Here is a 26,146-nt window from a genome sequence, read left to right as displayed (position 1 = left end):
CGGGCTCATTTCCCTTCGCGCGCCCATTGCTTCATCAATTGGACGTTTTCTTCAAGCGGTGTTCGCTTTTCGCGCGGTCGTCCCGACTGCTCACCGAGATAGACGGCCATGTCGCTGTCGTACAGGGCCTCGGATTCGGGCTGTCGGCCTTGATCGCGCGTCTCGTCCATCCAGCGATCAAGTCGTCCGCGCAGGTCGAGTAGCACCGATTGCGATCCAGAATCGCCCGCGAGATTCTTGGTTTCAAAGGGATCTTCGCGCAGGTCGTACAGCTCTTCAGGGGGACGCGTCGGGGCAAACAGCAGCGTTTCCGTCAATTGAGGAAGCTGGCCTTGCGCATGCAATTGACGCAATCGCTGGATAATGAGCTTTCCATCCTTGTACGCATTCGGCTGCAGATGTGGACGTTCGGGCAGAAAATTGCGAATGTATTTGTAGCCTGATGTGCGAACACTTCGCAGATGTTCGACAGTTTCATCACAGCGATCCCGGGCCGCAAAGACCGCATCACGTGGCACATAGTTCTTGGCGAGAATGTCACGCGACTGGATCCCTTTCGGCTGGGGAATCCCCGCCAAGGCCAGTGATGTGGCCGCCAGATCGATGTGTTCGACCAGGTCATCGCGAACCACGCCCGGAACGATACCCGGTCCGCGGATCACCAACGGCACGTGCAGACCTTCGTCATACAGAAACTGTTTTCCCCGCGCATGGCTGATGCCATGATCGGTCATGAAGAACACAATCGTATTCTCAAGCAATCCGTCATCGGCGAGTCGTTTCATAACCTCGCCGACGTATTGATCCGTCAGCCGGCATGTGTCCAGATACTCGGCCCAATCCTGAAGAATCACTGTGTCGCGCGGATAATAGGGCGGCAACTGAACATCATCGGGACGCGTTGTCGAGCCCAGTTCCCGCTCGGCGATGGCGGCCCATTTCGCGGCATGGCGATGCTTTCCACCGTGTAACTGCACCTGCATAAAGAATGGCTGTCCCGGCTTTCGTCCAGACCAGTCATTGCCGTCATACATTCGCTGATCCCACTCAAAATTGTAGTCGGTCTTGCCGAGTCCCTTCTCTTTGGACGGCCAGCTTCCGATGCCGGTGTAGTACCCCGCACGCTGGAACAAGACCGGCACCGGTTCGACTCCCGCCGGCAGATGAATCTTTTCGACACCTCGGCCGCTGCGATGATTGTGCGCCCCGATGGTCGTTTGATACATGCCGGCGATGAGCGCCGAACGACAGGGTGAGCAGACGGGGGCGGTGACAAAACATTTGGTGAACTGAGTTCCCTCACGCACCAGCCGATCGACGTGGGGTGTCTGAATTTGCCGTTCGCCGAACGAGGAAAAGTTGGCGGACATATCATCGACGATGAACCACAGAATATTCGGCCGGACAACGGGCTTGGCATCGGCTGCGGTCAACGGCGTTCCGGCAACCACTTCCAAGATGAGCATGAGCAGAAACAGTCGGCAGCGGTGACACATGACATCATTCCAAGTGAGATGGTGGATTCACTGTCTGTTGAAATCAACCAAGGGCGAAGTCGGCCCTCGAGTTTTCCATCAGCGTCGACCGCCCGGTGGCGTCTGTTTCCGAAAAAACGAATGGCGAGACTCAGTTTGATTGTCCAGTGGCAAGCTTCGGTTCGCTCGGCCAATCTTCCGATTCTGTTCGCGCCGTCTTTAGATAAACGTCAATCTTGTCGACGACACCAGGATTTGACACGGCGACATTCTGGGTTTCCGAAGGATCGTTCGAGAGGTCATAGAGTTCCAGTGGACGGTCTTTGCCAAGTCGCACTGCTTTCCATTTTCCCCATCGAACAGCTTGATCGAATCCGCTTGACGTTTGCTCCCAGTAGAAGAAGCGATCTACAGAAGCCTGATTGGTACCAAGGAGCACAGGCACGACACTGACTCCGTCGATCGGCGAGGGGGCTTCGCCGCCCCCGAGTTCCGCCAGAGTGGGCAGCACATCCGCAAAATACCATGGGACATCGCTGATTTTTCCGGCCGGAACATGTCCCGGCCAGCGCGCGATCATCGGGACCCGCAACCCGCCTTCGTAGACCTGCCCTTTCTTGCCCCGCAGCGCGCCGTTCGTCTGAAACGTTTCCCCAAAGGGAGCCGGGCCCCCGTTGTCACTGCAAAAGAAGACGATGGTGTTGTCACGAAGTTTCAGCTCATCAAGCAACGCCACAATCCGACCGACGTCGGCATCCATTCGCGTGACCATCGATGCATACTCGCGCGCCCCTTTCGGCCAAGTTTGATCTGCATAGGGTCCCAGGTCGGGAACTTCCCAGGCGGCATGCGGAATCGTGAAAGGAACATACAGAAAGAATGGTTCCTCGCGATTGGCACGGATGAAATTGAGGGCAAATCCAGTGAACAAATCATGTGAATACTGCTGGCGGCGTCCGTCGCTATTGCCAGGCAGATCGAATCGTTCGCCATTCAGCCACAGGGCCGAAGGAAAGTACGAATGGGCCACGTTCTGGTTCAGATATCCCAGCCACTGATCAAATCCCTTTCGATTGGGGACGCCGTTTGTGTGCGGTTCGCCGAGCCCCCATTTGCCGGTGATCCCGGTCGAGTAACCCGCTCGCTTGAGCACTTCGGCCACGGTGACATCTTCGGATCGGAGCGGAACGCGTCCTTTTTCGCCGCTCTCACCAATCACACCCCCGAATTTCGAATGGTTCCCGCGCACGCGCGTGTGGCCGGTGTGCAGCCCGGTCATCAATACACTTCGCGAAGGAGCACAAACGGACGCACCGGCATAAACCTGCGTGTATCGTGTTCCCTCAATGGCCAACTTGTCGATATTGGGTGTTTGAATCAGCTTTTGGCCATAGCATCCCAGATCATGCGGCCCAAGGTCATCTGCCATGATATAGACGATATTCGGCCCGCGGCCCATGGCCGGTGTCGTGGCGACTACGGCCGCGAAGACAACGGCCGCGATACTCAACATTCGATGCATCCGTCTCTCCTTTGAGTTCCCTGATCCGCTAGATGATGACACAACGATTTGTGTTTGACTTCCCACCCGCCTGTGCGGGCAGAATTGACCTTATGAACTTTTGAGTTCGAGATTGAAATGATTGCGCCCCGATTTGACGTCGACGGTTTCAAAAATCTGTTCGAACTTCTTTGGGAACGGTGATGGTTCGTCAATCCCTGCTTGCCGGACTTCGTCGAGTTGATCAGAGAGCGGCTTCTTCAAGTAGATTCCTTGTTTGCCCACCACGGTTCCGACGTGCTTCACGTTGTACCGCAGGGTGAATTTGCCGTCTGAGTCCAAGAGCGCCAGGGCGGGCTTCCGATTGTCTGGCTGAAACACAATGAACACTCCACGCAGCGGCTGCCCGTCGAGCGTGACACGTCCGCTGACGCTGCCCAGTTCCACTTCACTCCGACCACAGCCCGCGAGTGCGAACAAAAGAAGGGTGACGCCAAGACACTTCGCCACACGAATTTCCGACTTGAACATCACGTCTCCTTCACGACAAACGACGCGAATCGCGTACGACAACGAGCCCACGTGGATGAAACGCACCGCGCGGTAGAAGACGATGCATCAATGACGCGTTACGGACACAAGGGAAACGACATTTAGAACTCGCCGACGGTCTGACCGTCGCGGATTGCGAACAGGCGTTCAAGTACGCTGTCGACCGGCCCATTCGTGTTCTGCTCCGCCGGGGTGGTCACCGTACGAAAATCGATGTTCTCGGAGATGAATCGGACAGCACCGTCCAGCAACAGCACGAATGCCCCCCCCTCATGTTCGCTGCTGAGCGTTTCTTGCCGATCCGATTGCGTGGCCCCGGAATTCATTCCTCCGCGAAGTGTGACCATCAGTTGATCGACGCAGTTATCGCGGTTCCCGACCGCACATCCAGGCCAGACGGCGGCGTAGAACTCCACTCCTGAAATTTTGTAGGCACGTTCACCAACGGCCACGGTGTTACTAGTTCCATCGGTGATATCACGAATCTGCGTTTTCGAATCGAATCCAAAAGCACCCGTATAACACGCGGTGTAGTTGTCGGCCGCCGGCAGGACACGGAATGGACCGACGCCACGACTGTGTCCAAAGTTCGCAGCATAGTTGCTCGTTCCGGCAGACTGCTGCCCCGCCGTTTGGATCGATTCATCAGCAAGATCATTCAGCGGGGGAGCCGTTGAGGTCGGGCAGTGAAACACCGCGAGAGGAATCTGGATCAGGTTTGAACTGGCGACTGCAAGCGAATTGTAAGTGACCTGACCGGGGCCAAGCTGATTGTAAAGCGGCGCCTGATCGAGGTACGGCAAGAGAAATGATCCCCAGCCCCAGGCAGGGATCTGATCGTTGGGATCGCCAGCACCAATGATGCCGTTCTGACCTGCGTTTCGCACCTGGACAACCCCCGGTGGAAAGGTCTGATTTGCATCGTGGTAGTTGTGAAGTGCGAGTCCAAACTGCTTCAGATTATTTCGGCATTGTGTTCGACGTGCCGCTTCTCGTGCTTGCTGTACGGCAGGCAACAGCAAGGCAACCAGAACTCCAATAATTGCGATCACGACCAACAACTCGATGAGCGTAAATCCGCGTTGGCGACGCGGCACGTACGATTGCGACCCGACAGAAAACGACACGATCAAACCTCCAAAATTACGTAGCGATTGCGTGAGAATGAAGGCACACGCGGTCTCGCGACGGCGAGACTCGATGAACAGACCTCAGATCCGAAGTCACCACGAAAGGATTTGAAGTAACAACAGCACAATCGTGCATGCAGCACAATTGCGACGAATCCCTGAATCGAGCGCAAACCCGGAACGCACAGTGACCGCGTTCGCGCAGCGGTCAGACGTGACGCGAGACTTGTCGCGCGCGAAGATTAAGAACGCGAAAACGGCCACAACACGATCTTGAGCGAGCACCGATGCGGCCGATTGCGTGCAAGTTGAAATGAAAGGCCACGGGAGAAAGCCACATGCGTAAGACTCCTGAAAGTCGACGCGCGCTTCCGGTGTAGCCAGTCAGCATCGCTGATGCGGAAGGATCAAATCCAACCGGAAATATACCACCCACTTAATAGGTCGTCATAAATTAGCGAACGCTTCGCAGTTAGTCAATTGTTGCGAGGTTTTCACCTGGAAATGGAGAATCAAATTCCGCAACAGGCGGACGAAATCTACGACTACTGAAGTCGTTATATGAGTCAACACAAGCGTCAGCTTCCTTTTGAAGCTCGATTAATACAGCAGAGTGGGAGGTGGCGAACCCGTTCCAGTTCCGCTTCCCGAGCCTGTGGTTCCTGTACCAGTCCCCGTCGTACCAGTCCCTGTCGTACCAGTCCCCGTCGTACCAGTCCCCGTCGTACCAGTCCCCGTCGTACCAGTCCCCGTCGTACCAGTCCCCGTCGTACCAGTCCCCGTCGTACCAGTCCCCGTCGTGCCAGTCCCCGTCGTGCCAGTCCCCGTCGTACCAGTCCCCGTCGTTGTCGTCGGAGGTGTGACGATGGGCGGCGGGGCAGGTTGAACGACTGCAGTGTATGTCGGCAGCGAGACATTCGACGGGATTGCACCTTGGCAGGTCATCGTGCAACCTCGATTGATCGTCTGACCTTTCGTAAAGGTCGGTACGATCCAGGTCGCGCCGTCCATCGGTATCGAAACGACCACTGTGACAGCCGTCGTCTGCGACGTAATAACCGAGGGTGTGACAGTGACCTTGGCGTTGTTCACCGAAATGGCTTTCATCACGTTTTGTGCAGCCGTCGTCACCGAAGCCGCCGTGCCACCGGTGATAATACCTTGCCGGCAACCTTGAAACGCTGCGAATGCCGCTGCGTTGGAGACTTGTCCGAGCCGCGCGAATTCAACGCCTCCGAACAGGATCAGAAACAGGATGGGTAGCACGACCGCGAGCTCGACAGTCGCCGCCCCCTTTTTCCAGGCTACAGCTTGAGATTGTCTGCGTGAATTTTTCATTTTTCTCTGCTGCAACGGGGATCAACAATCGAGCCTCAAATCGCTCGCAACGTCATACAACTCAAGTGCGAGGTCTGCGGGTCGCTTTATTCGCCATCCAAGTTTTCAATCCAGGACAGGCAGTCCCCACGGTGCACCCTGACGAATCAACGTGCTTCTCAACCCTAATTCGTCAACGCCACGGGCAATGTCCCCGCGATTTGTTGGAAGATGGCCGTTAAGCTGGCCGAATCCGTGGCGTAGTAAAATTTTCCGCCAGTCGTCGATGCGATACTTTTACACGTCGTCTGATTCGCACTCGACAGGAAGCAGATGCAGTGAATCACGATTCGATTCGACTTTGCATGCGAGGCCGCCGTCACGGGGTTTGTATTTCCCGCGGGACTGCTCCAGTCACCGTCCGTCATCAGGATCATGACCTTCGTCGCCGAAGCGCGCGAACTGCTGCCGCTGAGGACCGAGATCCCTTTTTCGATTCCGGTATACATATCGGTTCCCCCCAGCAGCATGTTCTGTGAGCGGGCGGCGACGGCGGCAGAAATACTGCCGATGCTGGCTGTCAGATCGACATCAGTTGTGACACCAGACGAGGCCGGTAACTGAAATGGAGCTTGCTTGGTCGAGTAAATCGTTTGCGCGGTCGTCGGCGAGGCCCAGGTCACAACTGCCGCGTGTGTAGCTCCATTCGCAGAACTGAGAATATCACAGAACGACTGCACAGCCGATTGCAGCGCCAGCCAACGGCTGCCGCTTTTCGGTGGATATTGCTGAAACACTCCGCTCGGCAGTCCACTTGGTTGCATCGTCACGACGTTCGAGACGCCATACTTATCCAACCCAACGGGCGCCGGATAGCTCCAAGAGACGCCTGTCTGATCCCAACACATGGAATGGGATCGATCAAGAACCAGACACACATCGCAGGACGAAGCCGCGGCCACAGCTGTATTCGTCGGAGCATAAGAACTCAGCCCCATGAACGGACCAAAGAACAGCGGGACGTTCCCATTCGCATTTTTACTCGACAAGCTTGAGGTCACTTGGACCGCCTGGTATGGCTGAACGCCCGCCTGAAACTGATAGACGCCGTTCGGCTGGATGACCGACTGCCCCAAGATCACATCGGCGGACGAGAGCTTCAGTGATTTTCCCGCGACTTTGTTGAGCGACGCGGTGCTGATCGCAGTATTGACCACGGACGTTGGCGATGCACCTTGAATCAGCGCCGATGCCGCCGCGCGAGCGGATGAATCGGTGGCAGCACGAAGTTCGGTTTTGACGAGTTCGATGTAGGCCAAGTCGACGGAAAATGCCGCCATCGCAAACAGAATGACAATGAATGCCGCGACCATCGGTAAGATGGCACCACGTACATTTCGGGTTTCGTCGATTGAGTGAGTAGTCGTTGGCGGCGTCTTCACGATCTCGGCGTTCCTGGTTAAGAAGCGATTGAAATCTCGAAAATCTGACTCGATCGATCGGCAGAGACGGTGTGGCAATCACATCGCCTACCTACGCCAGGACGACGTCTCCGCTTCCGAAAAAGCGGCTCTCATCGCCCAACAAGACTACAAGTGGATGACAGTGTAGGTCGCTGTATAGGTCACGTTTCCAATACACCATCCCGTGACACTGTTCGATGCCAGGCTCGTCGTACAGGTCACGGTAATTGGTGTGCCAGTCGCGGTGTTCGTGGTGACGGTCGGCGAGACTTTGACGGTGACGGCATTCACCCCCAACAATTTGCTCACCCCTTGAGCGCGAGAGATCGCAACGCTCGACGTACCCCCAATCGACGACGCGACATTGCCAGCTTCGTACGCGGCTTCAACCAGGGCCTTCTTGACGAAAATCGCGTTGGTGGCCTCGATCGCACCGAAAGTCAGTGCCATCAGCATTGGCAGGCAAATTGCCAACTCGGCCGCTGCGACTCCCGCTCGACAGCGATTCACACAACGATTCACACAACGATTCTGAAGCGGGGATTGACGTCTGGATCTGTTCAACATCTTTGCCACCACACAAAACGACAGTACGGAGAAGCCCTCAGGACGACAGACCTATTCAAGACAACGAACATGGCCCCAAATCCGATGTGCGAGATTCGATGAAGGTGCCGCGCACGATGTCCGAGCACGGACGTCCACCGAGAATCCACGCCACTTCGAGACGCTAAGAGCTAACCTAGCTCAGGAAAAACCTTAGATTGGCGAGACCGCCAGAAAAATCGCAGCAAAGCGCGAATTCGGGCCACCTGTACGCACGAGGGCGAGATCCGCGCAAGGACAAACCCACTAAGTACCAGTAGGAAAGCGATCGTCCGAGAATCGCGCGAAACAGGTACAATCGTATTCACGCAGTCATGACGCTGTTGCATCGGACCGAAGGCAAGCCTCGTTATTTCAACAGGCCGCCGCTACGTCGCGGCTTCGTCGAGAACTTCGTCCGCAACGTAAATTGGCAGATGCGGGTCGTAGTGCACCGACAAGGCCACGGCGTCACTGGGTCGGCTATCGACCTCGATGAGTTCTCCATCACGACGGATTCGAATCGCGGCGTAATAGGTATGTTCTTCCAGCTTGTGAATCACGACATCCTGCAATTCACCACCCAGCGCCTCAATGGTCGCCTTTAGCAGATCGTGTGTCAGCGGGCGCTGCGGTTCTTCCCCCTGCACACAGCGATCGATGCTGGTCGCCTCGAACAGGCCGATCAAGATCGGAAACTCACGCTCGCCATCGACTTCGCGCAAGAAGATGACCTGCTGATCGTTGATCTCACTGATGATGATCCGAGCCAATTCCATCTGAACGAGCACAAGCAGGACTCCAGCAGACCAGCAGCGTAATACGAGGAACACACGCGAGCGAACGGGAAGTTCAATTCAGAACCGCTACGCCAGCGACAGTTGAGACAACTGTACCATGCCGTTCCACCCACGGTACGGAAAGTATATTCAGGCGGACGTCTGGAGTGAAACGGGTACGAGCATCGTTCGACGGCGGGATTTCCACATTCCACATCATTTGACGGACAGGAAACCAACAATCCGCTCGTCGAATCGGTCGAAATTCCACGAAACCGGAGTTGGTAGTGCGGGAAGATTGCGAGCGACGGAATACTCGTTGAGCGAAACCGCGGCACCACGCAGAAAACACACAATCCCTTATAGGGACGCATGTTATCAACGCGTCATCACCAGAAAATCGCGAATAGCTCGATTCACGGCTACGGGATCTTCCATGGGTGCCATATGCCCGGCGTCGGGGATCTGAACAAATCGCGCATTCGGCAGGGCATTCGCGATCCCCATCATTTCCGCCGGGGGCGAAATCGCGTCATGTTCGCCGACCAGAACCAGCGTCGGCAGGTGAAAATTTGGCAATTGTTCCGTCACATCGGGACGAATCGCCATCCCGCGATGGGCGGCGGCAATCGCCAGCGGATTCGTATTCATGACCGTCTGCCGCACTTGCTCGGCAATTTCCGGTCGTCGTTCGGTTGTCATGCGCGAGAACAGCTTGGGCATCATGGCCCAGACGACCGGTTCGGGGCCTTCTTTGGTCACAATATCCGCCATCTTCAGGCGATTCGAAGCCGCTTCGGGTGAATCTCCGGCCGCGCGCGTATCACACAGGATCAAACGTTCGACCCATTGTGGATGCCGCAACACGAATTGCCAGGCGATATATCCCCCCATCGACAGACCGCAAAACGTAATCGGGCGTTCCACCTCGAGTGCAATCAACAGTTCTTCAAGATCATCGGCGAACTGTTGCATCGATACGGCATAGAGCGTTCCGTCGGTGCCGCCAAATCCCCGCAGATCCGGCGCGATCACACGGTTCGTGCGGGAAAATTCGGCGACTTGTGCCGCCCACATGGTGTGATCGAGCGGAAAGCCATGCACGAACAAGATCGCGGGCCCGAGTCCCTCGTCGACAACTCGATACCGCATTCCCCCGACATCGACCATCCGTAACATTCGTTCGCCCCTCGCCCTGCTAGCACTCGAAATTCGTAATCGAAATCACTCTCGAACCACCTGTCATTACGTCTCGCGGCCTGCGCGTCGAGAATGCAGCCCATTTATGGCTTTTCGCTGAGATCGCACTGGCAAAGGAACTGTCCGCAGCCAGGGCATCCGGAACCATATTTCTTGCGAACGGCGGCATCAAGATCGACCCCGGCGACGTTGGCGATCGTCGCCAGCCATGCGAGAACGTCTGCGAATTCGAGCGCCAATTCTTCCGGCGTTCCTTCACGCAGTGCGGCCGCCAGTTCTCCCACTTCTTCCATCAGCCACATGAACGTGCCATCCACGCCTCGGGCGACATCCTTGGCACCGTACATTTTGAGAATCAAAGCCTGCAAATCGCGAAGCGAAAGCGGGGTCGGGTCAGTCATGTTCCATCTCTTCGGCGGCAAAGCCAGGATCACTCAGATTCGATCGAACCGATCGGACATCCGATGGATCGATTTCAGACATCACCCGAAGTCTAAACCGCGACCTAGCAACGCACCATCCATCACGTCGCCATCGAGAACACCGGATGGGATGTCGCAACGGTGATTGGCGATTGCACAGATGTCTGCAATTGACGGAATTTGCCGTTTGTCCAATAACTTCTCTCGCCTGCGTCGCGACACGCAGTTACATCGTCAGTGGCTTTCATGCATTTCCCCTCACAACTCGACGAAACATCCCCCCGATCCCCGCTGGCGAAACTTGTTCGTCTTCTAGGAATCTGGTTGGGGATCTTGTTCGTATCGTGTACGTCAGTCAGCCTCGCCGAGTCGCCGCTTGCCGATTTCGACGCGATGCCCCCGTCGTGGATGCGAGAATTCCAGCCCATTTCCAGCAAAGACGGTTGGCCAGGGCGTTCTTCACGAGTGCGCCAGTCGTCGACCTCACAGAATTTTGAACCGGCATTGCGATTCTTCGATCTGCAAGAGCGGATCGCCGGATCAGGGGATGCCCCGTGGCATTCCCTTGCGGAATTCCATGCGCGACCAAGCCATCAAGCGTACGGCGAGTTTCCGCACGGTCGACTTGCCGCCAGGTTTGAGGCAGTTCCTCAACATCGGCCCGAGATGATTCGTGCTCAATCGCCCTCCCCGCCGGCATCTTGCTCGGCCGGTTCCGGATTCGACATGCCGCTCTTTGAAAGTGGGTTCAATGTCTGCCAAAGTCCATGCGGCCCACCTTGTCCTGACTGTTGCCCTCCCGTCTATCCGCACCAATTTTTGACCGATACGGATGGATTGAGCTTCTGCAAGGACCTGCAAGATTTGCCGCGGCGTCTGCAAGAGGACATTTCCTCGTTTGCGACCTGCGAGAATGTCCTCTTTCTGGGAGCCGCCGCAGGAATCACCGTCGCCTTGCGAGACAACGTCGATGAGCGAGTCATCCATGACACGCAGCTTCACGGTCCGCGTTGGGGACAGCTTTCCAATGTCCTAAGTCACGGTGGCGACGCATTGGCCGTACATGCACCAATCCTGGCCACGATGTATGTCACCAGTCTGTGCGAGCAGGATGAAGATCTGCATGAACTGACGCTGACTATGTTCACCGGATACAAGTTTGCGATTCTCAGTTCGCTTGGCCTGCAATATCTCACTCACACGCACGATTCGAACGGCGGGATTTTCAATTTGATGGGTGACCATGGATTCCCCTCGGAACCGATGGCAGGCAGTTTCGCATTGGCCGCGATCCTTGACGAACGGTTTGGATGGCGAGGCGGTTTGCCGGCCTATCTGATTTCGGGCCTCATCGGCTTTAGCGAAATCGACCAGCAGCGGCACACCGTCTCGGACGTGGTCTTTGGTGCCGCACTGGGCTATGTCATCGGCAAATCGGTCGGTGCGCAACGATATCGCCCCAACTCTCCATACAAGCTGGTTCCCTTTTTTGATGCCGTCTATGGAACTCAAGGAATGGGCTTCCAAGTCGTCTACTAACGGATGGGCGACTAGACGCGTATCGGAAGGCCTGTTGAAATACCTTGGTTGGGTCTGGTCGACCATCAAATTTGGCATCCTGTTTCACGGAACGAGGTGTCCTGTCGGCTTGACGTCATCTGATCCATCAACTCGTCGAGTTCCTGGGAACTTCAGCATGCCAAACAATGAGAATCCTGCCGCACCGCGGATCGTGGTCGTCGGTTCCATCAACATGGATCTGGTCGCCCGAATGGTGCAATTGCCTCGTCCTGGTGAAACCGTTTCCGGCGACTCTTTTCAAACAATCCCGGGGGGCAAAGGCGCAAATCAGGCGGTTGCTGCACGGCGGTTGGGTGCCAATGTCTTTATGGTGGGCCGGTTGGGAGAAGATTCCTTCGGAACCATCTTGCGCGAACATCTGATCGCCGACGGTATCGAAACCAGCCACGTCTTTTCGACTCCCAGTTGCTCAAGCGGCGTCGCTCTGATTGGGGTTGAATCATCCGGCGCCAATTGCATTACGGTCATCCCGGGGGCCAACGGCCAGTTGACCGTCCAAGACGTCGAAGCCAGCCTGGGCCTGATCACTCATGCCAAGGCGATCATTGTTCAATTGGAATCGCCCACACCAGCGATTGCCGCCGCGATTCAGTTTGCACAGCAGAACGGCGTGCTGACCGTGCTCGACCCCGCGCCTGCACCTCCAGGCCGTCTGCCGCAAGAACTGATGCGCGTTGACGTACTGAGTCCCAATCAGACCGAAGCAGAAGCGCTGACGGGCATCGTGGTTCATGACTGGGAGACAGCAGCGCAGGCGGCAAGCGATCTGCAGCAACACGGCGCGAAAGATGTCGTTCTGAAACTCGGTTCGCTCGGCGCGTTCGTCGCGACCCGAGACGGCCATACGGTCCGCGTGAACGCCATTCCGACCAATATCGTCGACACGACTGCTGCAGGCGACGCTTTCACCGCGGCATTGACCGTGGCTTTGTGCGAAGGCCGATCACTTCCCGAAGCGGCGAAGTTTGGCTGCCTGGCCGGGACCCTCGCCTGCACTCGCTTCGGCGCGCAACCCGCGATGCCCACGCGCGACGAACTCGAAAAATGGTCAAACTCACGACTTGTGTAAGCAGGATTTCCCTCTCTGTGTCTCCGTGCCTCTGCGCCTCCCTTACCCCCGCTGTACGTTTACCGCCGCTGTACGTTTTGCGTACTTCGGATGCACATGGGTGGGAGGGGAGACACAGAGAGGGAAAAGTGCAACGTTCCGCGATTGAGGGCTTTTCTTGGGAAGCTCGAACCGGAATAAGCTGCTGTTGTGAGGTCACGGCATCGGGTAAGATGTGGCGAGATATTGGTACTTTTCGTCGGATTCACGACCCCGAAATGGGTCACACAGAGCAACACATGTCCAAGCTAGATAGCGACTTGCGCAAGATGATTGACGCCCTTTGTCAAAAGGGAGACCGCTTTGCGCAGATCGACCAATTTGATGATGCTCTCGACGAGTACGAAGCGGCATGGGCACTACTGCCCGAACCCAAGCATCAGTGGCCCGCTGCGACCTGGATTCTTATGGCCGCTGGTGATGTCTATTTTGAGAAACGCGACTACGTCGCCGCGGCCGACACCCTGCGCGAGGCCGTCGACTGTCCGGAAGGCGACACCAACGCATTCATACTGCTTCGCCTGGGTCAGAGTCTGCTCGAAAGCGGTGAATTGGCGTATGCGGCCGAGGCATTTGAAGCCGCATACAAGCTTGCAGGCGACGAATTGTTTCTGGATGAAGACCCCAAGTACCTGCAATTTGTGCAAACAGAACTGGGCATTGGACAAATCCGAGCCGGGGGGAACTCAAGCCGATTTCGCAAGCGATTGTAATCGAGTTTTCTCGTTCAATCGGCTGGCCCTTGATCGCGCCAGATTCGGGATTTGCAGGACCTGCAACTTCGCGGATAATCGCGACAGCGGTATTGGTCCTCGACTTGGCATCGTGCTGAGTTTCCGGGGCCAGTCCCTTCGGAAACTGCCAACAAGTCGGCCATCTGTTCAAGTATGGCCGAGGCAGTCTCCGCAATCTCATACGGCTGTTAGAGAGTCGACGACACGATGTCATCCATAGTTCCGTCCCCTGTCACGGTTGACGATTCCAAACTGCTGGCCCTGGCGAAGACGCCCCGCGCGAAGCTGTTTCCCACGCTCAATCGGGCATCCGCATTTGCACCACTGATCGTCGCCTGTTGTGTGCTACCCGCATTTCAATTGCTGAATAACCCAACATTGAACGAGTTGGGATCGCTCTGGGCACTTCGTAGTCTGGCTGTCGCGAATGCCACCTCATTTCAAGCGGTTCTCGAACCAGGCATCAATGAACCTGGTCAGCCGTTTACCTTCCAGCCGCCCTTGATGGCATGGTTGGATGGATTCGTCCTTGCCGTCATGGATCCCTCAAATATCGTCGCCGACACTCTGGTGTCACTCATCGCCGCAGGCATCACGATCTGGCTGACGTCACGGATGGCCTGGCGAATCGGCGGGGCGAATACGGCGCTGGTAGCGGCACTCTTGATGTGCAGTCATCCGCAGCTTCTCGAAATCGCAATCACTTCGACGAACGGCGCGATTAGCCTTTGCCTGATGCTGGCGACAGCGTTCGGAATCCAGCGACACCTGGAAATCAGTACTCGATACCGTTCCCCCAGCCTGATCATTAGTGGAGTTGTCTTTGGATTGACTCTACTTGCGGTGGGGCCTGTCGCGTTTACGATTCCGCTTGTCTTCGCCCTGCATGCCATCTCGCCGAAGGGCGAACCCAGCCGACACACGAGACCACTGACCACCGATGCCACGTCCTCGGCAATGGTGGCTCGGAGTCAGCGCGATTTCGTCATCAAGTCGACACTATTGATGACGGCCATCGGCCTGGTGGTCGGTGGGTGGTGGGGTGTTCTCATGACAGTCACTCACGGAATGCCATTCGTCCGGTCGTGGTGGCTGGGACTGCCGGTGGAATGTCTCTCGCAGATCAAAAACGAATGGCGTTGCGACTTGCAGCCGTTGGTTCAGCCTCCGTGGCAACAATGGTTCCGCGAACAGGCCCTGATTATTGCATGGCTGATCGTTGGACTGGAACGCTCGTGGCACGTGTGGCGCCGTCCCCCCAGCGAGTATGCCCGGCGACGACATGAACTATTGGTGCTCTGGTGGACCGTCGCCCTGATCGGCCGCGTGACGGCGGAAGTTTTTGGAATGAATTCCGTCACGAACACCTATGTGTGGAACCTGGCACTGCTGGCGCCAACCATCCTTCTGGCCTCGCTTGGCATCGGGACGTTGATCGAACGTGCGGTGTCCCGGAGGGGCGAATATTGTCTGATGATCCTGCTCGCGAGCCTGACGATGACCCGCATCTCGTCATCGTGGTTGGTTGGATTGATCAGCGGCGCAAGTGTCGCGATTGTCCTTTTGTTCGGCCCGCGCCTGTTCCGTTCGGTCGAAGGCTGGTCGGAATCGGGGTGGAGGCAAGTCCTGCAAGTGGCCGTGTATGGATCACTGATGGCTTGCGTCTCAGTGGGATTGGGTCTGCCAGATGCCGACTCTGTCGATGAAAGCCGTCTGGCTGATCTGCGTGATCACCTCGAGAAATTCCCCGAGGTCCGGCGGATTTCACTCGTCGCCACCCGTGACCCTTGCCCCGTTACGCTGCGGTATTTGCTTCGTTGCCGCTGGCCACAAGCGGAACTCGTCACGACCGAAGGTTGGGACACCGGTCTGACAACAGCGATGCTCGCCGAAACTAGTGCACCTGAATCGCGTTTCCTGGTTCTGGAATGGACTCGTCGCGACATTCGCCTGACATCGGATACCGACCAGACCTGGCGGATCACGGCCATCGGCGACCCGATGCGTTTCCACGGCCGTCGGCTGTCGATGGTCTTGATTGAACCGCGCGGCTGACAGATTCGCCATCGCCGGTTCGTCGCCGTGTCGGTACGACGGACATCACAAATACGGACATCACAAATAGGGTGAGGCCAGTCGGGCGATGCCGTCGCGCAACTTGGTTGGCAGAGGACGACCATCCAATTCCGCCAGCGTGAGTCGATGTGCACGACGAATGCGTTCTTGCACGACCGATGTCAGGTTCGCTGCCAGCGGGCGGTCGTAGCATTCCAGATTGAACTCGAAATTCAATCGAAGACTGCGTGCGTCCCAATTCGATGATCCGACAAACGAGACCAGTTCGTCGACGACCATCAGCTTCGTATGATCGAACGGTGGCGGTGAAATCCAGACGCGGCAACCTCGGCTGACGATCTGCCAGAGCATCGCGGTGGATGCCCATTGAACCAGTGCAATATTGTTTTCTTTGGGTAGCACGATATCGACGGTAATTCCCCGCAGCGCCGCGACATTCAAGGCGGTAATCAAAGACGCATCGGGTAGGAAATAGGGTGTGACAATCTGTACGGACCGTTCTGCAGAGGCCAATGCTCCGAGCAATGTGTGAAGGAAGCTTTCGAAATCCTCGTCCGGTCCATCGGGAATTCCTCGCGATACGACCTGCCCTGCGGGAGCGAGTTCTGGGAACCAGAGATCACCCTCGAGCACCTCGCCCGTGCAAAACGACCAATCGTCCGCGAACACATGTTGAATCTGTGAAACGACCGGACCTTCGACTCGAAAGTGAAGATCGCGCACGGGATGACGTGGATGCGAGGAAAGCAGATGGCCTTCGCGGAGATTGATGCCCCCCGTAAAGCCGATGTTTCCGTCTACCACGAGCGTCTTGCGATGGGTTCTCAGATTCGAATACTGAAACCTCCACGGAACGAGTGGTGGCATGAACGTCGCAAGCGGAATCCCCGCTTTGCGGAGTGCATGCGCCATGGTCGGCCAACTGTAGCGTGCTCCCATATCGTCGATCAGAACTCGAACCTGCACCTTTCGAGCAACGGCGTGCGTCAGTGCCTCAAGGAACTGTTGCCCCACACGATCGTTGTCGAAGATGTAGGTACCTAGCGACACACTGAGGGTGGCTTCAGTGATGGCCTGCAGCATGGCAGGAAACGCTTCATCACCGTCATGGAGCGGAACAATTCGGTTCCCATGCAGTAGTGGCCGACCGGAGATGTTCTGAACGAGTGTCGCCAGCGAACAAAGGTGCGCACCGTCCGGTCCCAATGTATCGGTGAGGATCGCCTGAGGACATGCTTCCGGATTTTTTGTCGGTTGCGGATGCTGATGAACGCTGCGCAAACGGCGAGCACGCCGTTCGATGCGATTGATTCCCAGCCAAGTGTAAAGAATGGCTCCCACCAAAGGAGTTAGACAAATCAATCCCACCCAGGCGATCGTCGCGCGGGTATCACGCTTAGTGAGCACTGCATGCGCCGACGCGACGACGGCAACGATCACATCGACGGCAGCGCTAAGAACCAACCAGTTTTGAGTGATGTGATGCAGCAATTGGCAGTTTCATCAACAGGTGAAAACGGGACGAATGCCCTGATATTACCTTACGATGCATGCATCCCGGAATGCGGACCTTGCCTTTCCAGTGAATGGGGGACAAATTAACCAATCAACTTCGTTCTGAACGACGACTGCCGTTCGATTCCCAATTCATGATCTTCCTCATTTCTGAATCGACGAGCAGTGGCACACAAGAACTGATCAAGATTCTGTCCGCGTTGAGTGTCCATAGACCGAGGCTATTGTTACCTGGTTGTGTGACGCTGGCACTGTCTGTCTCACCTGCATACCCTGCTGTGGCTGTATCTCCGCAGCAGAGCCTTCTCCCACTTTCGGAAGAAATGATGACTCGATACTTCGTAATCGTCGTGTTGATTGGGATCTGTCATCTTGTGATCGCGGCAGATGAGGGCAAAACAGTTCTTCCCGGTGGTGCTCAGTCTGGCAAAGAGGCCTCACCCACCGAACTTGGAAACCGACGCGAGCTGTTCGTCGACAACGCGCTCGTTGAGCGACTTTCGGGTCAGGCGGAACTGCGACTGCACCACCCGGTACCTCAAGCCGTTGTCATCGAACACAATTCAGAATGGGAAGGCAGCGGCAGCATTTATCACAGTGTCTTTCAGGACGGAGACAAATACCGGATGTACTACGCCGGTGGGCATCTCGCCGTCACTCCCAACGGAGTGGATGCCAGCACGCATGGTCAGTGCTTGTGTTATGCCGAAAGCAAAGATGGACTCCATTGGGAGAAACCGATTCTCGGATTGCACATCTTTAAGGGCAGCAAAATCAACAATAAAAACAACATCGTCATGGTCCGGCAGACTGTCGGCGGTGCGACGTCTGAACCGGGCGAACCTGCGGTCTTCAAGGATCAGAACCCTGATGCACCACCCGAAGCGCGCTACAAGGCGGTCGTCCCCGCCAACCGCTTACCCGCCGATCATCGTCGAGGCCTGCTGGCATTTCAGTCGCCCGACGGCTTGCACTGGTCACCCATGAGCGACCAACCAATCATTACCGATGGAGCGTTCGATTCGCAGAACGTGGCATTCTGGGATGCGACGAAAGGCCATTACCGGATCTATTGGCGCTATTTCACAAAGGGTGGCTACGATCAGGAAAAGTTCTGGGATCCGCAAGGACATCGCGCGATCCGGACCGCAATTTCAAAGGACTTCTTGCATTGGACGGACCAGGCAGATCTTCAGTATGTCGATTCCCCATCGGAGCAGCTGTATACGAGTCAGGTCAAACCGTACCACCGTGCCCCCCATCTTTTGATCGGTTTTCCGCTGCGGTACATCGAACGCGGTCACAAAGACGGCCCCGATCATGAAGCACGAACCAGTGCCGGACCCGAGAAAACGCGTCTGTGGTCGGCCTCAATGCGGGCCCTGCCCGAACTCGAAAACCGCGAGTGGCGTGCCAAGACCAACGAGCGTTATGGTCGAGCGATCACCGAAGGTCTGCTGATGGCCAGCCGCGACGGAGTCACCTTCAAACGCTGGAACGAAGGCTTTCTGAAGCCTGGGATCGAACGCAACGGAACCTGGAACTATGGTCATCAGTCGATCGGTTGGCACCTGATCGAAACCCAGCGCACACTCGAAGGCGCCCCCAATGAACTGTCGCTGTTTGCGGTCGAAAGCTATTGGACTGGTAACAGCGACCTGCTCCGTCGGTACACACTTCGGATGGATGGATTCGTTTCAGCTCAGGCCCCAATGAGCGGCGGCGAACTACTGACAAAACCAATCACCTTCACCGGTAAAACACTTTCGCTCAACTTCGCGACGGGAGCCGCCGGAAGCGTTCGGGTCGAGCTTCAGAATGAGTTGGGTGCGCCACTGTCCGGCTTTGCGCTCAACGACTGCGAAGAACTTTTTGGCGACACGCTGGATCGTCCCGTCGCCTGGAAAGAATCGACGGACGTCTCGTCACTCGTCGGCCAAACGATTCGTCTGCGTTTCGAACTTCGCGATGCCGACTTGTATTCGTACCAGTTCCAGAATTGACCTCAGTTCGCAACTACTGAATCGGCCAACCGAGTGATCGATGAAGTGTGAACTGAGCGGTGTTGTAGTCGGCCACGACGCGAACGTATTCTCGACGCGCGACCGCAAGAGCTTGGATCGATTGCAACACCTCAACGGGAAGGCCCTGGCCGTTTTGAATGCGTTCCCAGTTGCGTGAGAAAGAGTCTTCGGCCGCTTCAACAGCAACTTGACCGGTCGTGATTTGTTGTGCGCGCGACGTCACCTGGACATGCGCCTCGACCACTTCACGCGCGACGCGGTCAAGCAGGGCGATTTCCCGAAACTTTGACTGTTGGATCCGTGAATCGGCCTCGCGACGCGCGGCCTGGTCGCCCAGTCCCAGTTGACGAATTTCCCAGTACGCAATCGCGTCGGCATCAACGCGACTATTGAAGTTCGTCAAGTTACCCCCCAGGCCGCCCCCCAGGCCGCCATAGCTGACACCGAGCAGGACGCTGGGAATCAGGGGCGCGTATCGTTCGCGCTGAAGTCGTTCAACGGCTTCGCAGACGAGATGGCGACTTTCGGCAACTTCAGGACGCTGCGTGAGCGCCATCGCCACCAGTGCCTGGGGACGTTCTCCAATATGGACCAGTTCGAGGGGAATCAACTGGGATTCGAGAGGTACAAGCCGGCGCGACGAATCCCAGCGAATCTGCTCGGCAAGGCGAGCCGACGCGACTCCCACCGCTTCTTCCGCGCGGCGAACGTCGTTCGTTCGAAGGGCGAGTTCGGTGCGCGCGCGATCGTGATCTGAAGCCAAACCTTGACCGGTATGAGCAAACTCTCCGGTCACTCGCTCCAGTTCTTTTGCCTTCTGTTCGATATCAATCGCGACCGCCAGTTCTTGCGCGGATCGAAGTAGGGTCAGATAGGCGAGTGCCGTTTGCAAGAGCGCGTCGTTCGTTGCGGCCTGCGCCCCGGCATTGCGGGCCGACGCGGTTTGCTGCGCGATTCGAGGCTGAAAGACGGCATCTGCCAAGTGAAACTGCGCCAGCAGCCCGGGAATTGTAGGTGACCCGGCCCCTACCGCATTTGCACCAAAACCGGTGAAGAACGAACCGCGTGTGGTGTTGATGATATTGCCGGCCACATCCTGAATATTGCCTTCATGCTGATTGTAGTTCGCTCCCATACGAATCGAGGGCAGCCAAAGCACTTCCGCTTTTTGAACTTGTGCCCGCGCCTCTTCAATTCGTGCGTGGGCGAAACCGACTTGAGGATTGCCACCACTGGTGAGCAGTAACGCGGTCGTCAGATCAATCGATTGCGTATCCTCGTGTGCAGGATTCGCGTCCGTCACCGTCGCAACGCCGGAACGTACACTAGCCGGATCGCCCTGGACTGGTGACGGAAGAGTCTCTTCCGCCGCGGTGAGTTGAATCGACACTTCGTCTTCGCCCGCGGTGTGATTCACGGGGTCTGTTGCGGCATCATCTCGGGAACGCGTCGCTGCAGGTTTCGAAGATCGAACACCATCTGGCTTGATGTTTCGAACTGTGGCAACGGAAAGCTTCGACGATCTGCACCCGCTCGCCGGTAACAGCAGCAAGAGCACGAATCCGATCCGTGCGAGGGCAATTCGTCGCGAGTGGGGGACCATCCATGGCCTTTCCGCCTGATGAGTGACTGAAAGGATTCAGCAGACTCATGTTGTGCACTCGTAAAATCGACACAACGATTCTGAACAGAGCAGCAAATAGCGGTAGCCTCGGCACGACTGTCACGACCGGCTCAGACTCGTACATGTGAAGCCGCACTATCCGACACAACCGGCAGACTCCCCCAAACGCATTCCTCGTGGCAAGTGTGCTCGCGACGTCCGCCGGACTGCAACAATCGAAGGCCCCGACATCCAGAAGCCGCCGTACACGACGACGCAAAATCGCGATCAGCGAATTAGTTCGTTGGCGGTGTCACTTTTTGACCTTCGCGAAACGCGGACACATTGGTTGAGATTACGGCCTCAGCCTCGTCCAAGCCCGAGACGACTTCCACATCCGTGTCCGTGCGAATCCCTAACTGAACGGGCCGGCGTTCGACGACGCCGTCTGCTGAAACCGTGAAACAAACCGACTGCCCGTCGGCGACGACGATCGCCGATTTGGGAATCGACAGCGCGTTCTCGCGCTGGGCCACGATCAGTTCCACGTGGGTATACATTCCCGGCCGCAGCACGCCGTCTGGGTTGGCAATGTCGATCTCACAGTTGAGAGTGCGGGTGCCAGCCTGCAATGCCCAGCCGGTCCGCGCGACCGTTCCTGCGAACGCTTTGGCCCCCATCGCCGGTACCTTAACTGAAACAGGTTGCCCGAGTTCAACCAGCACCGCATCGGACTCGGGCACATCGACGAAGATCCTGACTTTGTCGGCCTGCATGACCGTAAACAAGGGAAGTTCATTCGCACTGCGGGCGGCGAGAATCAAAACACCTTGATCGATGTCCCGAGTCGTCACAACGCCAGTGTAAGGGGCGCGAATTTCCAGATATCGGCAGAGGGCCGCGACGCGGTCCCGATCGGATTTCGCGACGTCCACACGGGCCATCGCTGTTTTGACATCTGCCTGAGCCTTCTGAATCGCGACGACCACTTCCTGATACTTCGCTTCCGCAGATCGTAGCTTTGCATTTTCTTCGGCAAGCGAAGCCTCGGCGGATTTGTATTGCTGATCGGACTCATCTGCGAGTTTCTGCGTGACGGCTTTTTTTTCCGCGAGATCACGTACGCGATCGAATTCGGACTTCCATCGTTCCACATTCGCCTTGGCTCGCCGCTGTCCGGCATGTCGTTCTTCGATTATGGACATCGCAGAAGCTTCAAGAGATCGTGCGACTTTGACAGCCGCCTCGGACTGCTCGACCTCGGCCAGGCCTTGAGCCACGATCGCATTTTTTTGCTGAAGCTCTTCCTTGAGCTCGGGTGCCTCCAACAATGCCATTAGTTGGCCCGGTTCAGTAACGCGTCCCGATTCGTCGAATTTCGGTCCTTGAATCGAATCTCCGATATCGACATAGAACTGCTCGACATACCCACCAACCTTGGCAAACATGGGCGTCGCATGAAACGCATCAATGTGTCCTGGTTGAGCCGTCTTTTGAATGAGGGTCTTTCGTTGCGGTTTGACGGTAGCCACCTTGGGCAGTTCCATGGCCGCCAGTTTACCCGTCGCATCCGGATGCGATTCCGAACAACCACTCAGCAGAAGTCCCAAGCTGGAGCAGCCGAAAACAACAAGACTCTTCCTGATCAAGATCATGATGTACCGTCACGTTGGGGGAGCGGCTTGCTCGTTCTGGAATTGGGAACTGGATGAGTCAAACGGATGCAGTGAAACCGACGACACCGAACGACGCGCCTGGACGACTGCGAAGACGGCGGGCAAAACAAAGAGTGTGACCAAAGTTGCGGCCGCGAGCCCCCCCATCACGGCTCGACCAAGCGGCGCGGTTTGCTGACCCGCTTCACCAAACCCCAGCGCCATCGGCAGCATTCCCGCAAGCATGGCGCAACTGGTCATGACGATCGGCCGCAAGCGAGCCGCGGCACCGTGCGAAGCGGCCTCCATCGCGGATTGCCCCTCACATCGACGCTGTTCGGAAAAACTGACGACCAGAATGGCATTGGCCATCGCGACACCCAGTCCCATGATCGTTCCAATGAACGATTGGATGTTCAGAGTTGAACCCGTCAGCCACAGTGTCACAGCGACACCGCAGAGAACGGCAGGCGTGGACGAGATGGCGACGAATGACAAGCGAAAGGACTGAAAATTGGCCGACAGCAAGAGGAAAATCGCCAGCAATGAAAGGACCAGCCCCACCCCAAGCCCACTGAGCATCTGACGCAATGGAGGAATCTGTCCGCGCAGCTCGTAGCTCACGCGTCCTGGTTTTGCTCCCGACTGCTGCAGCCTGTCCTTGGCCGCGTTGTCTTCACGTACGAGACGGTCGAGACAGCTCACGATCTTCGGCGAAACGCGTCCCAAATCCGCGTCCGCGATGTTCGCAGTCAATGACAGTTCACGTTTCATGTTGTAGCGGTCAAATTCTCCGGGAGCAGAACCCTGGCTGAGCTGCGCAACGTCCCGTAGCAACAGGGCATTTGTGGGGTGATTCAAGACAGGAACCGTTCCGAGATCGTCGAGGGTCTTCATCGCTTTTTGGGGAATCTCAACCTGTACCTGGTATCCAATCCCTGTCTTCGGATCAGGCCAATAATTGGGGACAACGAATCGGCTGGACGACGTGGCGGCGACGACCGATCGTCCAATCTGGGTCATGTTGGCTCCTGCACGTCCGGCCTTCTCGCGGTCGATTTTGACATCGACGGTGGGATAGTCCAACGCCTGGGCAATCTGGATATCGCGCAGTTCCGGAATCTCGGCGAGTGCGGCCTGAACGGTCGTGGCAAAGTCGCGATTTTCGGCGAGCGAGCCGCCGCGAATGGCAATTTCAATCGGGGTTGGCGAACCAAAGCTCATCACTTCACTGACAATGTCGGCCGGCTCAAACGAGAACCGGACGTCTGGCAACGCCTGTTTGAGCGCCACCCGCAACGCGTCTTTCATGGGTTCTGTACGAATCCGATTGTGCTTGAGTGCAATCCGCAGGATCGCTTCTTCGGGTCCACGCGAGAATTGGTAGACCGCATTGATCGGAAAGGAAGCGGGCACCGTTCCGACGTAGCCCAGCGTCAGGTCGACGTTCTCGGCCCCGATTGTCTTTCGCACGATTTCCAGAACACGCAACGTGATTTGTTCCGTCTGGTCAATATGCGTGCCATCCGGTGCCCGGACGCGCAGCCGAAACTCTCCTGCGTCGATCGTGGGGAAGATCTCGACTCCCATACACGGACCAATCAGCCAGAGTGCGACTCCACAGACCAGCAGATATGCCGGGACAACCAGCCACCGGAATGCCACCACCGCTTCGATCAGGCTCCGGTACCTTCTGACGATGCGCGATTCCTGCGTTTCATGTTCACTGGCCCCAATCTCGGGATGCGACCTCAACAACCAGACGGACATGATCGGCACAAAGGTACTCGAAAGAAGATAGGAGGCGATCATCGAGAAACCGACGGCGAGAGCCAGCGGAGCAAATAGTTCGCGCGGGGCTCCGACCATGAAGAACGTGGGCACGAACACCGCCAAGATCGACAACATGGCCAGCAATCGCGGCACCGCGGTTTGTGAATTGCCTCGCCAAACGGCGAGTGCCACGGAACGTGTCGCCCCAAGTTGGGAATGAATATTTTCCATCTCGACCGTCGCCTCATCGACGAGAATTCCAACGGCCAAAGCCAAACCACCGAGGGTCATGAGATTCACCGTCTGACCGGTCATCCACAACCCCACGATCGCCGCCAGAATTGCCAGCGGAATGTTCAGCACAACGACGAGAGCGCTTCGCCAGTCACGAAGAAAGATCAATACCATCAATCCCGTCAAGAGAGCCCCGAGCGTTCCTTCTGTCGCCAAACTTTGAATGGCGCGCGTGACATAGGGCGACTGATCAAACTCAAACGAGACTTTGATGTCCTCGGGCAGCTCTTTCTGCATCTTGGGCAAGGCGCGTTTGATCTCATCAATAACGCTCATCGTTGACGCATCAGCTCGCTTCGTGGCGAGGATGTAAACGGCACGTCGGCCATTCACCAAGGCATAGCCGGTACTGATATCAGCGGCGTCTTCGATCGAACCGATGTCGCGCAGGTAAACCGTGTGATCCCCGGTCTTCAGGGGAATTTGCCCCAGTTCACGAATATCGCGGACCATCCCGTTCGTGGGAACGGTTGGATAGAAATCGCCGAGATGCAGGTTGCCGGAAGGACTGATTGCATTTCCGTTCGTCAATGCACCAATGACGTCATCGGGCGACAATCCATAAGCACGCAGTCGATCCGGATTCGCTCGGATCACAATCGTCCGTGCCGATCCCCCGAACGGTGGCGGTGCGGAAACTCCAGGCAATGACGAGAACATTGGCCGGACTTTGAACAAGGCCTGATCCTGAATCTCGGCAATCGTCTTGGTACCGCTCGACAAGACGAGATATCCCACGGGTACGCTTCCAGTGTCAAATCGCATTACAAACGGCGGCACGGTTCCGGGCGGCATGAACGCACGTGAGCGGTTCACATAGTTGATGGTTTCGGCCATCGCCTGTGCCATATTCGTACCGGGATGGAAAATCAGCTTCATCAGAGCCATGCCCTGGATGTTGCGACTTTCGACGTGATGAATTCCATTGATGTAGAGGAAGTGGTACTCGTAATAGTTCGTGAGCAACCCTTCCATCTGCGCCGGGTCCATCCCGCCATACGGCTGGCAAACATAGATGACGGGCAGATTCAACGCGGGAAAGACGTCGACAGCCATTCGCTTGAGTGGCAGGTCAATCCCCTGCTGCGACAACCAGGAATCGATCGACTTGGGCCGAATGACGCTCAGGCCGATCAATACGATCGTGATCAATGCCACGGTCACCGTCTTGGGACGTCGGAGAGCGAAATTGATCGGATTCATGGCAGTTACTCACGTGGCTCGGATTCGCCATGCTATCACTGTGGCGATTGCAATCGCCACAGTGATAGCATGGCGAAGATGAAGGGATCTGAGCCGTCGCAGAAACTCGCTGTCGGACGTACTTTGACTGGCGGGATTGGATCGCTCGATCCACAG

General features: G+C 56.6%; 19 protein-coding genes. 5 read left to right on the top strand and 14 right to left on the bottom strand.

All coding sequences use genetic code 11. The annotated features are described in order from the left end of the window. Positions 1-5: 5 nt before the first annotated feature. The 10 genes from OSO_RS0137210 to OSO_RS0137150 form a co-directional block, all read right to left on the bottom strand. Entirely contained in the window at positions 6-1,496 is a 1,491-nt protein-coding gene (locus OSO_RS0137210; protein ID WP_010587843.1) for a sulfatase family protein, read from the bottom strand. 130 nt (positions 1,497-1,626) lie between these two features. After that, a complete protein-coding gene (locus tag OSO_RS0137205) occupies positions 1,627-2,997 on the bottom strand; it encodes an arylsulfatase (RefSeq protein ID WP_010587842.1) in 1,371 nt (456 codons plus the stop codon). Between the two features lie 90 nt (positions 2,998-3,087). After that, positions 3,088-3,507 (bottom strand): hypothetical protein, encoded by a 420-nt coding sequence (locus OSO_RS46665; protein ID WP_157606011.1) that lies wholly within the window; start codon positions 3,505-3,507, stop codon positions 3,088-3,090. Positions 3,508-3,629: 122 nt separating this feature from the next. Next, complete coding sequence (locus OSO_RS0137195; protein ID WP_010587840.1) at positions 3,630-4,655, bottom strand: DUF1559 family PulG-like putative transporter; 1,026 nt, start codon at positions 4,653-4,655, stop codon at positions 3,630-3,632. A gap of 603 nt (positions 4,656-5,258) precedes the next feature. Further along, complete coding sequence (locus tag OSO_RS50260; protein ID WP_010587838.1) at positions 5,259-5,996, bottom strand: TadE/TadG family type IV pilus assembly protein; 738 nt, start codon at positions 5,994-5,996, stop codon at positions 5,259-5,261. 164 nt (positions 5,997-6,160) lie between these two features. After that, positions 6,161-7,417: a vWA domain-containing protein gene (locus OSO_RS0137175; protein WP_010587837.1), complete on the bottom strand. Its 1,257-nt coding sequence runs from the start codon at positions 7,415-7,417 to the stop codon at positions 6,161-6,163. A gap of 147 nt (positions 7,418-7,564) precedes the next feature. Beyond that, positions 7,565-7,948 (bottom strand): TadE/TadG family type IV pilus assembly protein, encoded by a 384-nt coding sequence (locus tag OSO_RS46650; protein WP_237729391.1) that lies wholly within the window; start codon positions 7,946-7,948, stop codon positions 7,565-7,567. Between the two features lie 464 nt (positions 7,949-8,412). Continuing rightward, positions 8,413-8,814, bottom strand: coding sequence for a bifunctional nuclease family protein (locus OSO_RS0137165; RefSeq protein ID WP_010587835.1), 402 nt, complete (start codon positions 8,812-8,814; stop codon positions 8,413-8,415). 366 nt (positions 8,815-9,180) lie between these two features. Then, complete coding sequence (locus OSO_RS0137155) at positions 9,181-9,981, bottom strand: alpha/beta fold hydrolase (RefSeq protein ID WP_083843071.1); 801 nt, start codon at positions 9,979-9,981, stop codon at positions 9,181-9,183. A 104-nt stretch (positions 9,982-10,085) separates the two neighbouring features. Further along, on the bottom strand, positions 10,086-10,403 hold the full coding sequence (locus OSO_RS0137150; RefSeq protein WP_010587833.1) for a MazG nucleotide pyrophosphohydrolase domain-containing protein: 318 nt from the start codon (positions 10,401-10,403) through the stop codon (positions 10,086-10,088). A gap of 267 nt (positions 10,404-10,670) precedes the next feature. Between OSO_RS0137150 and OSO_RS49125 the strand changes: the two genes are divergently transcribed. The 4 genes from OSO_RS49125 to OSO_RS0137120 all read left to right on the top strand — a co-directional run bounded on the left by OSO_RS49125 (position 10,671) and on the right by OSO_RS0137120 (position 15,902). Next, positions 10,671-11,963: a phosphatase PAP2 family protein gene (locus OSO_RS49125; RefSeq protein WP_010587832.1), complete on the top strand. Its 1,293-nt coding sequence runs from the start codon at positions 10,671-10,673 to the stop codon at positions 11,961-11,963. A 157-nt stretch (positions 11,964-12,120) separates the two neighbouring features. Beyond that, positions 12,121-13,074, top strand: coding sequence for a ribokinase (gene rbsK, locus OSO_RS0137130; protein WP_010587831.1), 954 nt, complete (start codon positions 12,121-12,123; stop codon positions 13,072-13,074). A gap of 278 nt (positions 13,075-13,352) precedes the next feature. Then, positions 13,353-13,826, top strand: a complete 474-nt coding sequence (locus OSO_RS46640; RefSeq protein ID WP_063710459.1) for a tetratricopeptide repeat protein — start codon at positions 13,353-13,355, stop codon at positions 13,824-13,826. A 228-nt stretch (positions 13,827-14,054) separates the two neighbouring features. Then, positions 14,055-15,902 carry an ArnT family glycosyltransferase gene (locus OSO_RS0137120; RefSeq protein WP_010587829.1) on the top strand — a complete coding sequence of 616 codons (1,848 nt, stop codon included), beginning with the start codon at positions 14,055-14,057 and terminating at the stop codon, positions 15,900-15,902. 60 nt (positions 15,903-15,962) lie between these two features. On the opposite strand, the gene OSO_RS0137115 is transcribed toward OSO_RS0137120, so the two are convergent. Next, positions 15,963-17,414, bottom strand: coding sequence for a phospholipase D-like domain-containing protein (locus OSO_RS0137115; protein ID WP_010587828.1), 1,452 nt, complete (start codon positions 17,412-17,414; stop codon positions 15,963-15,965). A gap of 158 nt (positions 17,415-17,572) precedes the next feature. Here OSO_RS0137115 and OSO_RS0137110 point away from each other — a divergent pair, with 158 nt between their 5' ends. Continuing rightward, positions 17,573-19,441, top strand: coding sequence for a glycoside hydrolase family protein (locus OSO_RS0137110; protein ID WP_237729390.1), 1,869 nt, complete (start codon positions 17,573-17,575; stop codon positions 19,439-19,441). Positions 19,442-19,454: 13 nt separating this feature from the next. On the opposite strand, the gene OSO_RS46635 is transcribed toward OSO_RS0137110, so the two are convergent. The 3 genes from OSO_RS46635 to OSO_RS0137095 all read right to left on the bottom strand — a co-directional run bounded on the left by OSO_RS46635 (position 19,455) and on the right by OSO_RS0137095 (position 25,990). Next, positions 19,455-21,065: a TolC family protein gene (locus OSO_RS46635; RefSeq protein ID WP_010587826.1), complete on the bottom strand. Its 1,611-nt coding sequence runs from the start codon at positions 21,063-21,065 to the stop codon at positions 19,455-19,457. A 296-nt stretch (positions 21,066-21,361) separates the two neighbouring features. Further along, positions 21,362-22,720, bottom strand: coding sequence for an efflux RND transporter periplasmic adaptor subunit (locus tag OSO_RS0137100; protein WP_010587825.1), 1,359 nt, complete (start codon positions 22,718-22,720; stop codon positions 21,362-21,364). A 9-nt stretch (positions 22,721-22,729) separates the two neighbouring features. After that, positions 22,730-25,990 (bottom strand): efflux RND transporter permease subunit, encoded by a 3,261-nt coding sequence (locus OSO_RS0137095; RefSeq protein ID WP_010587824.1) that lies wholly within the window; start codon positions 25,988-25,990, stop codon positions 22,730-22,732. Positions 25,991-26,146: the final 156 nt, after the last annotated feature.

Origin of the sequence: Schlesneria paludicola DSM 18645, assembly GCF_000255655.1 — a bacterium.
In the GTDB taxonomy this organism is placed as follows: Bacteria; Planctomycetota; Planctomycetia; order Planctomycetales; family Planctomycetaceae; genus Schlesneria; species Schlesneria paludicola.
Note: the sequence above shows the minus strand (reverse complement) of the source record. Positions and strands in the feature narration are given on the sequence as shown.

Coding starts and splice junctions, on each gene's coding strand:
- OSO_RS46665 (WP_157606011.1), bottom strand. CDS start 3,507: ATGTTCAAGTCGGAAATTCGTGTGGCGAAGTGTCTTGGCGTCACCCTT.
- OSO_RS50260 (WP_010587838.1), bottom strand. CDS start 5,996: ATGAAAAATTCACGCAGACAATCTCAAGCTGTAGCCTGGAAAAAGGGG.
- OSO_RS0137110 (WP_237729390.1), top strand. CDS start 17,573: ATGATCTTCCTCATTTCTGAATCGACGAGCAGTGGCACACAAGAACTG.
- OSO_RS0137205 (WP_010587842.1), bottom strand. CDS start 2,997: ATGCATCGAATGTTGAGTATCGCGGCCGTTGTCTTCGCGGCCGTAGTC.
- OSO_RS0137150 (WP_010587833.1), bottom strand. CDS start 10,403: ATGACTGACCCGACCCCGCTTTCGCTTCGCGATTTGCAGGCTTTGATT.
- OSO_RS0137120 (WP_010587829.1), top strand. CDS start 14,055: ATGTCATCCATAGTTCCGTCCCCTGTCACGGTTGACGATTCCAAACTG.
- OSO_RS0137100 (WP_010587825.1), bottom strand. CDS start 22,720: ATGATCTTGATCAGGAAGAGTCTTGTTGTTTTCGGCTGCTCCAGCTTG.
- rbsK (WP_010587831.1), top strand. CDS start 12,121: ATGCCAAACAATGAGAATCCTGCCGCACCGCGGATCGTGGTCGTCGGT.
- OSO_RS46635 (WP_010587826.1), bottom strand. CDS start 21,065: ATGGTCCCCCACTCGCGACGAATTGCCCTCGCACGGATCGGATTCGTG.
- OSO_RS0137210 (WP_010587843.1), bottom strand. CDS start 1,496: ATGTGTCACCGCTGCCGACTGTTTCTGCTCATGCTCATCTTGGAAGTG.
- OSO_RS49125 (WP_010587832.1), top strand. CDS start 10,671: ATGCATTTCCCCTCACAACTCGACGAAACATCCCCCCGATCCCCGCTG.
- OSO_RS0137095 (WP_010587824.1), bottom strand. CDS start 25,990: ATGAATCCGATCAATTTCGCTCTCCGACGTCCCAAGACGGTGACCGTG.
- OSO_RS46640 (WP_063710459.1), top strand. CDS start 13,353: ATGTCCAAGCTAGATAGCGACTTGCGCAAGATGATTGACGCCCTTTGT.
- OSO_RS0137155 (WP_083843071.1), bottom strand. CDS start 9,981: ATGTTACGGATGGTCGATGTCGGGGGAATGCGGTATCGAGTTGTCGAC.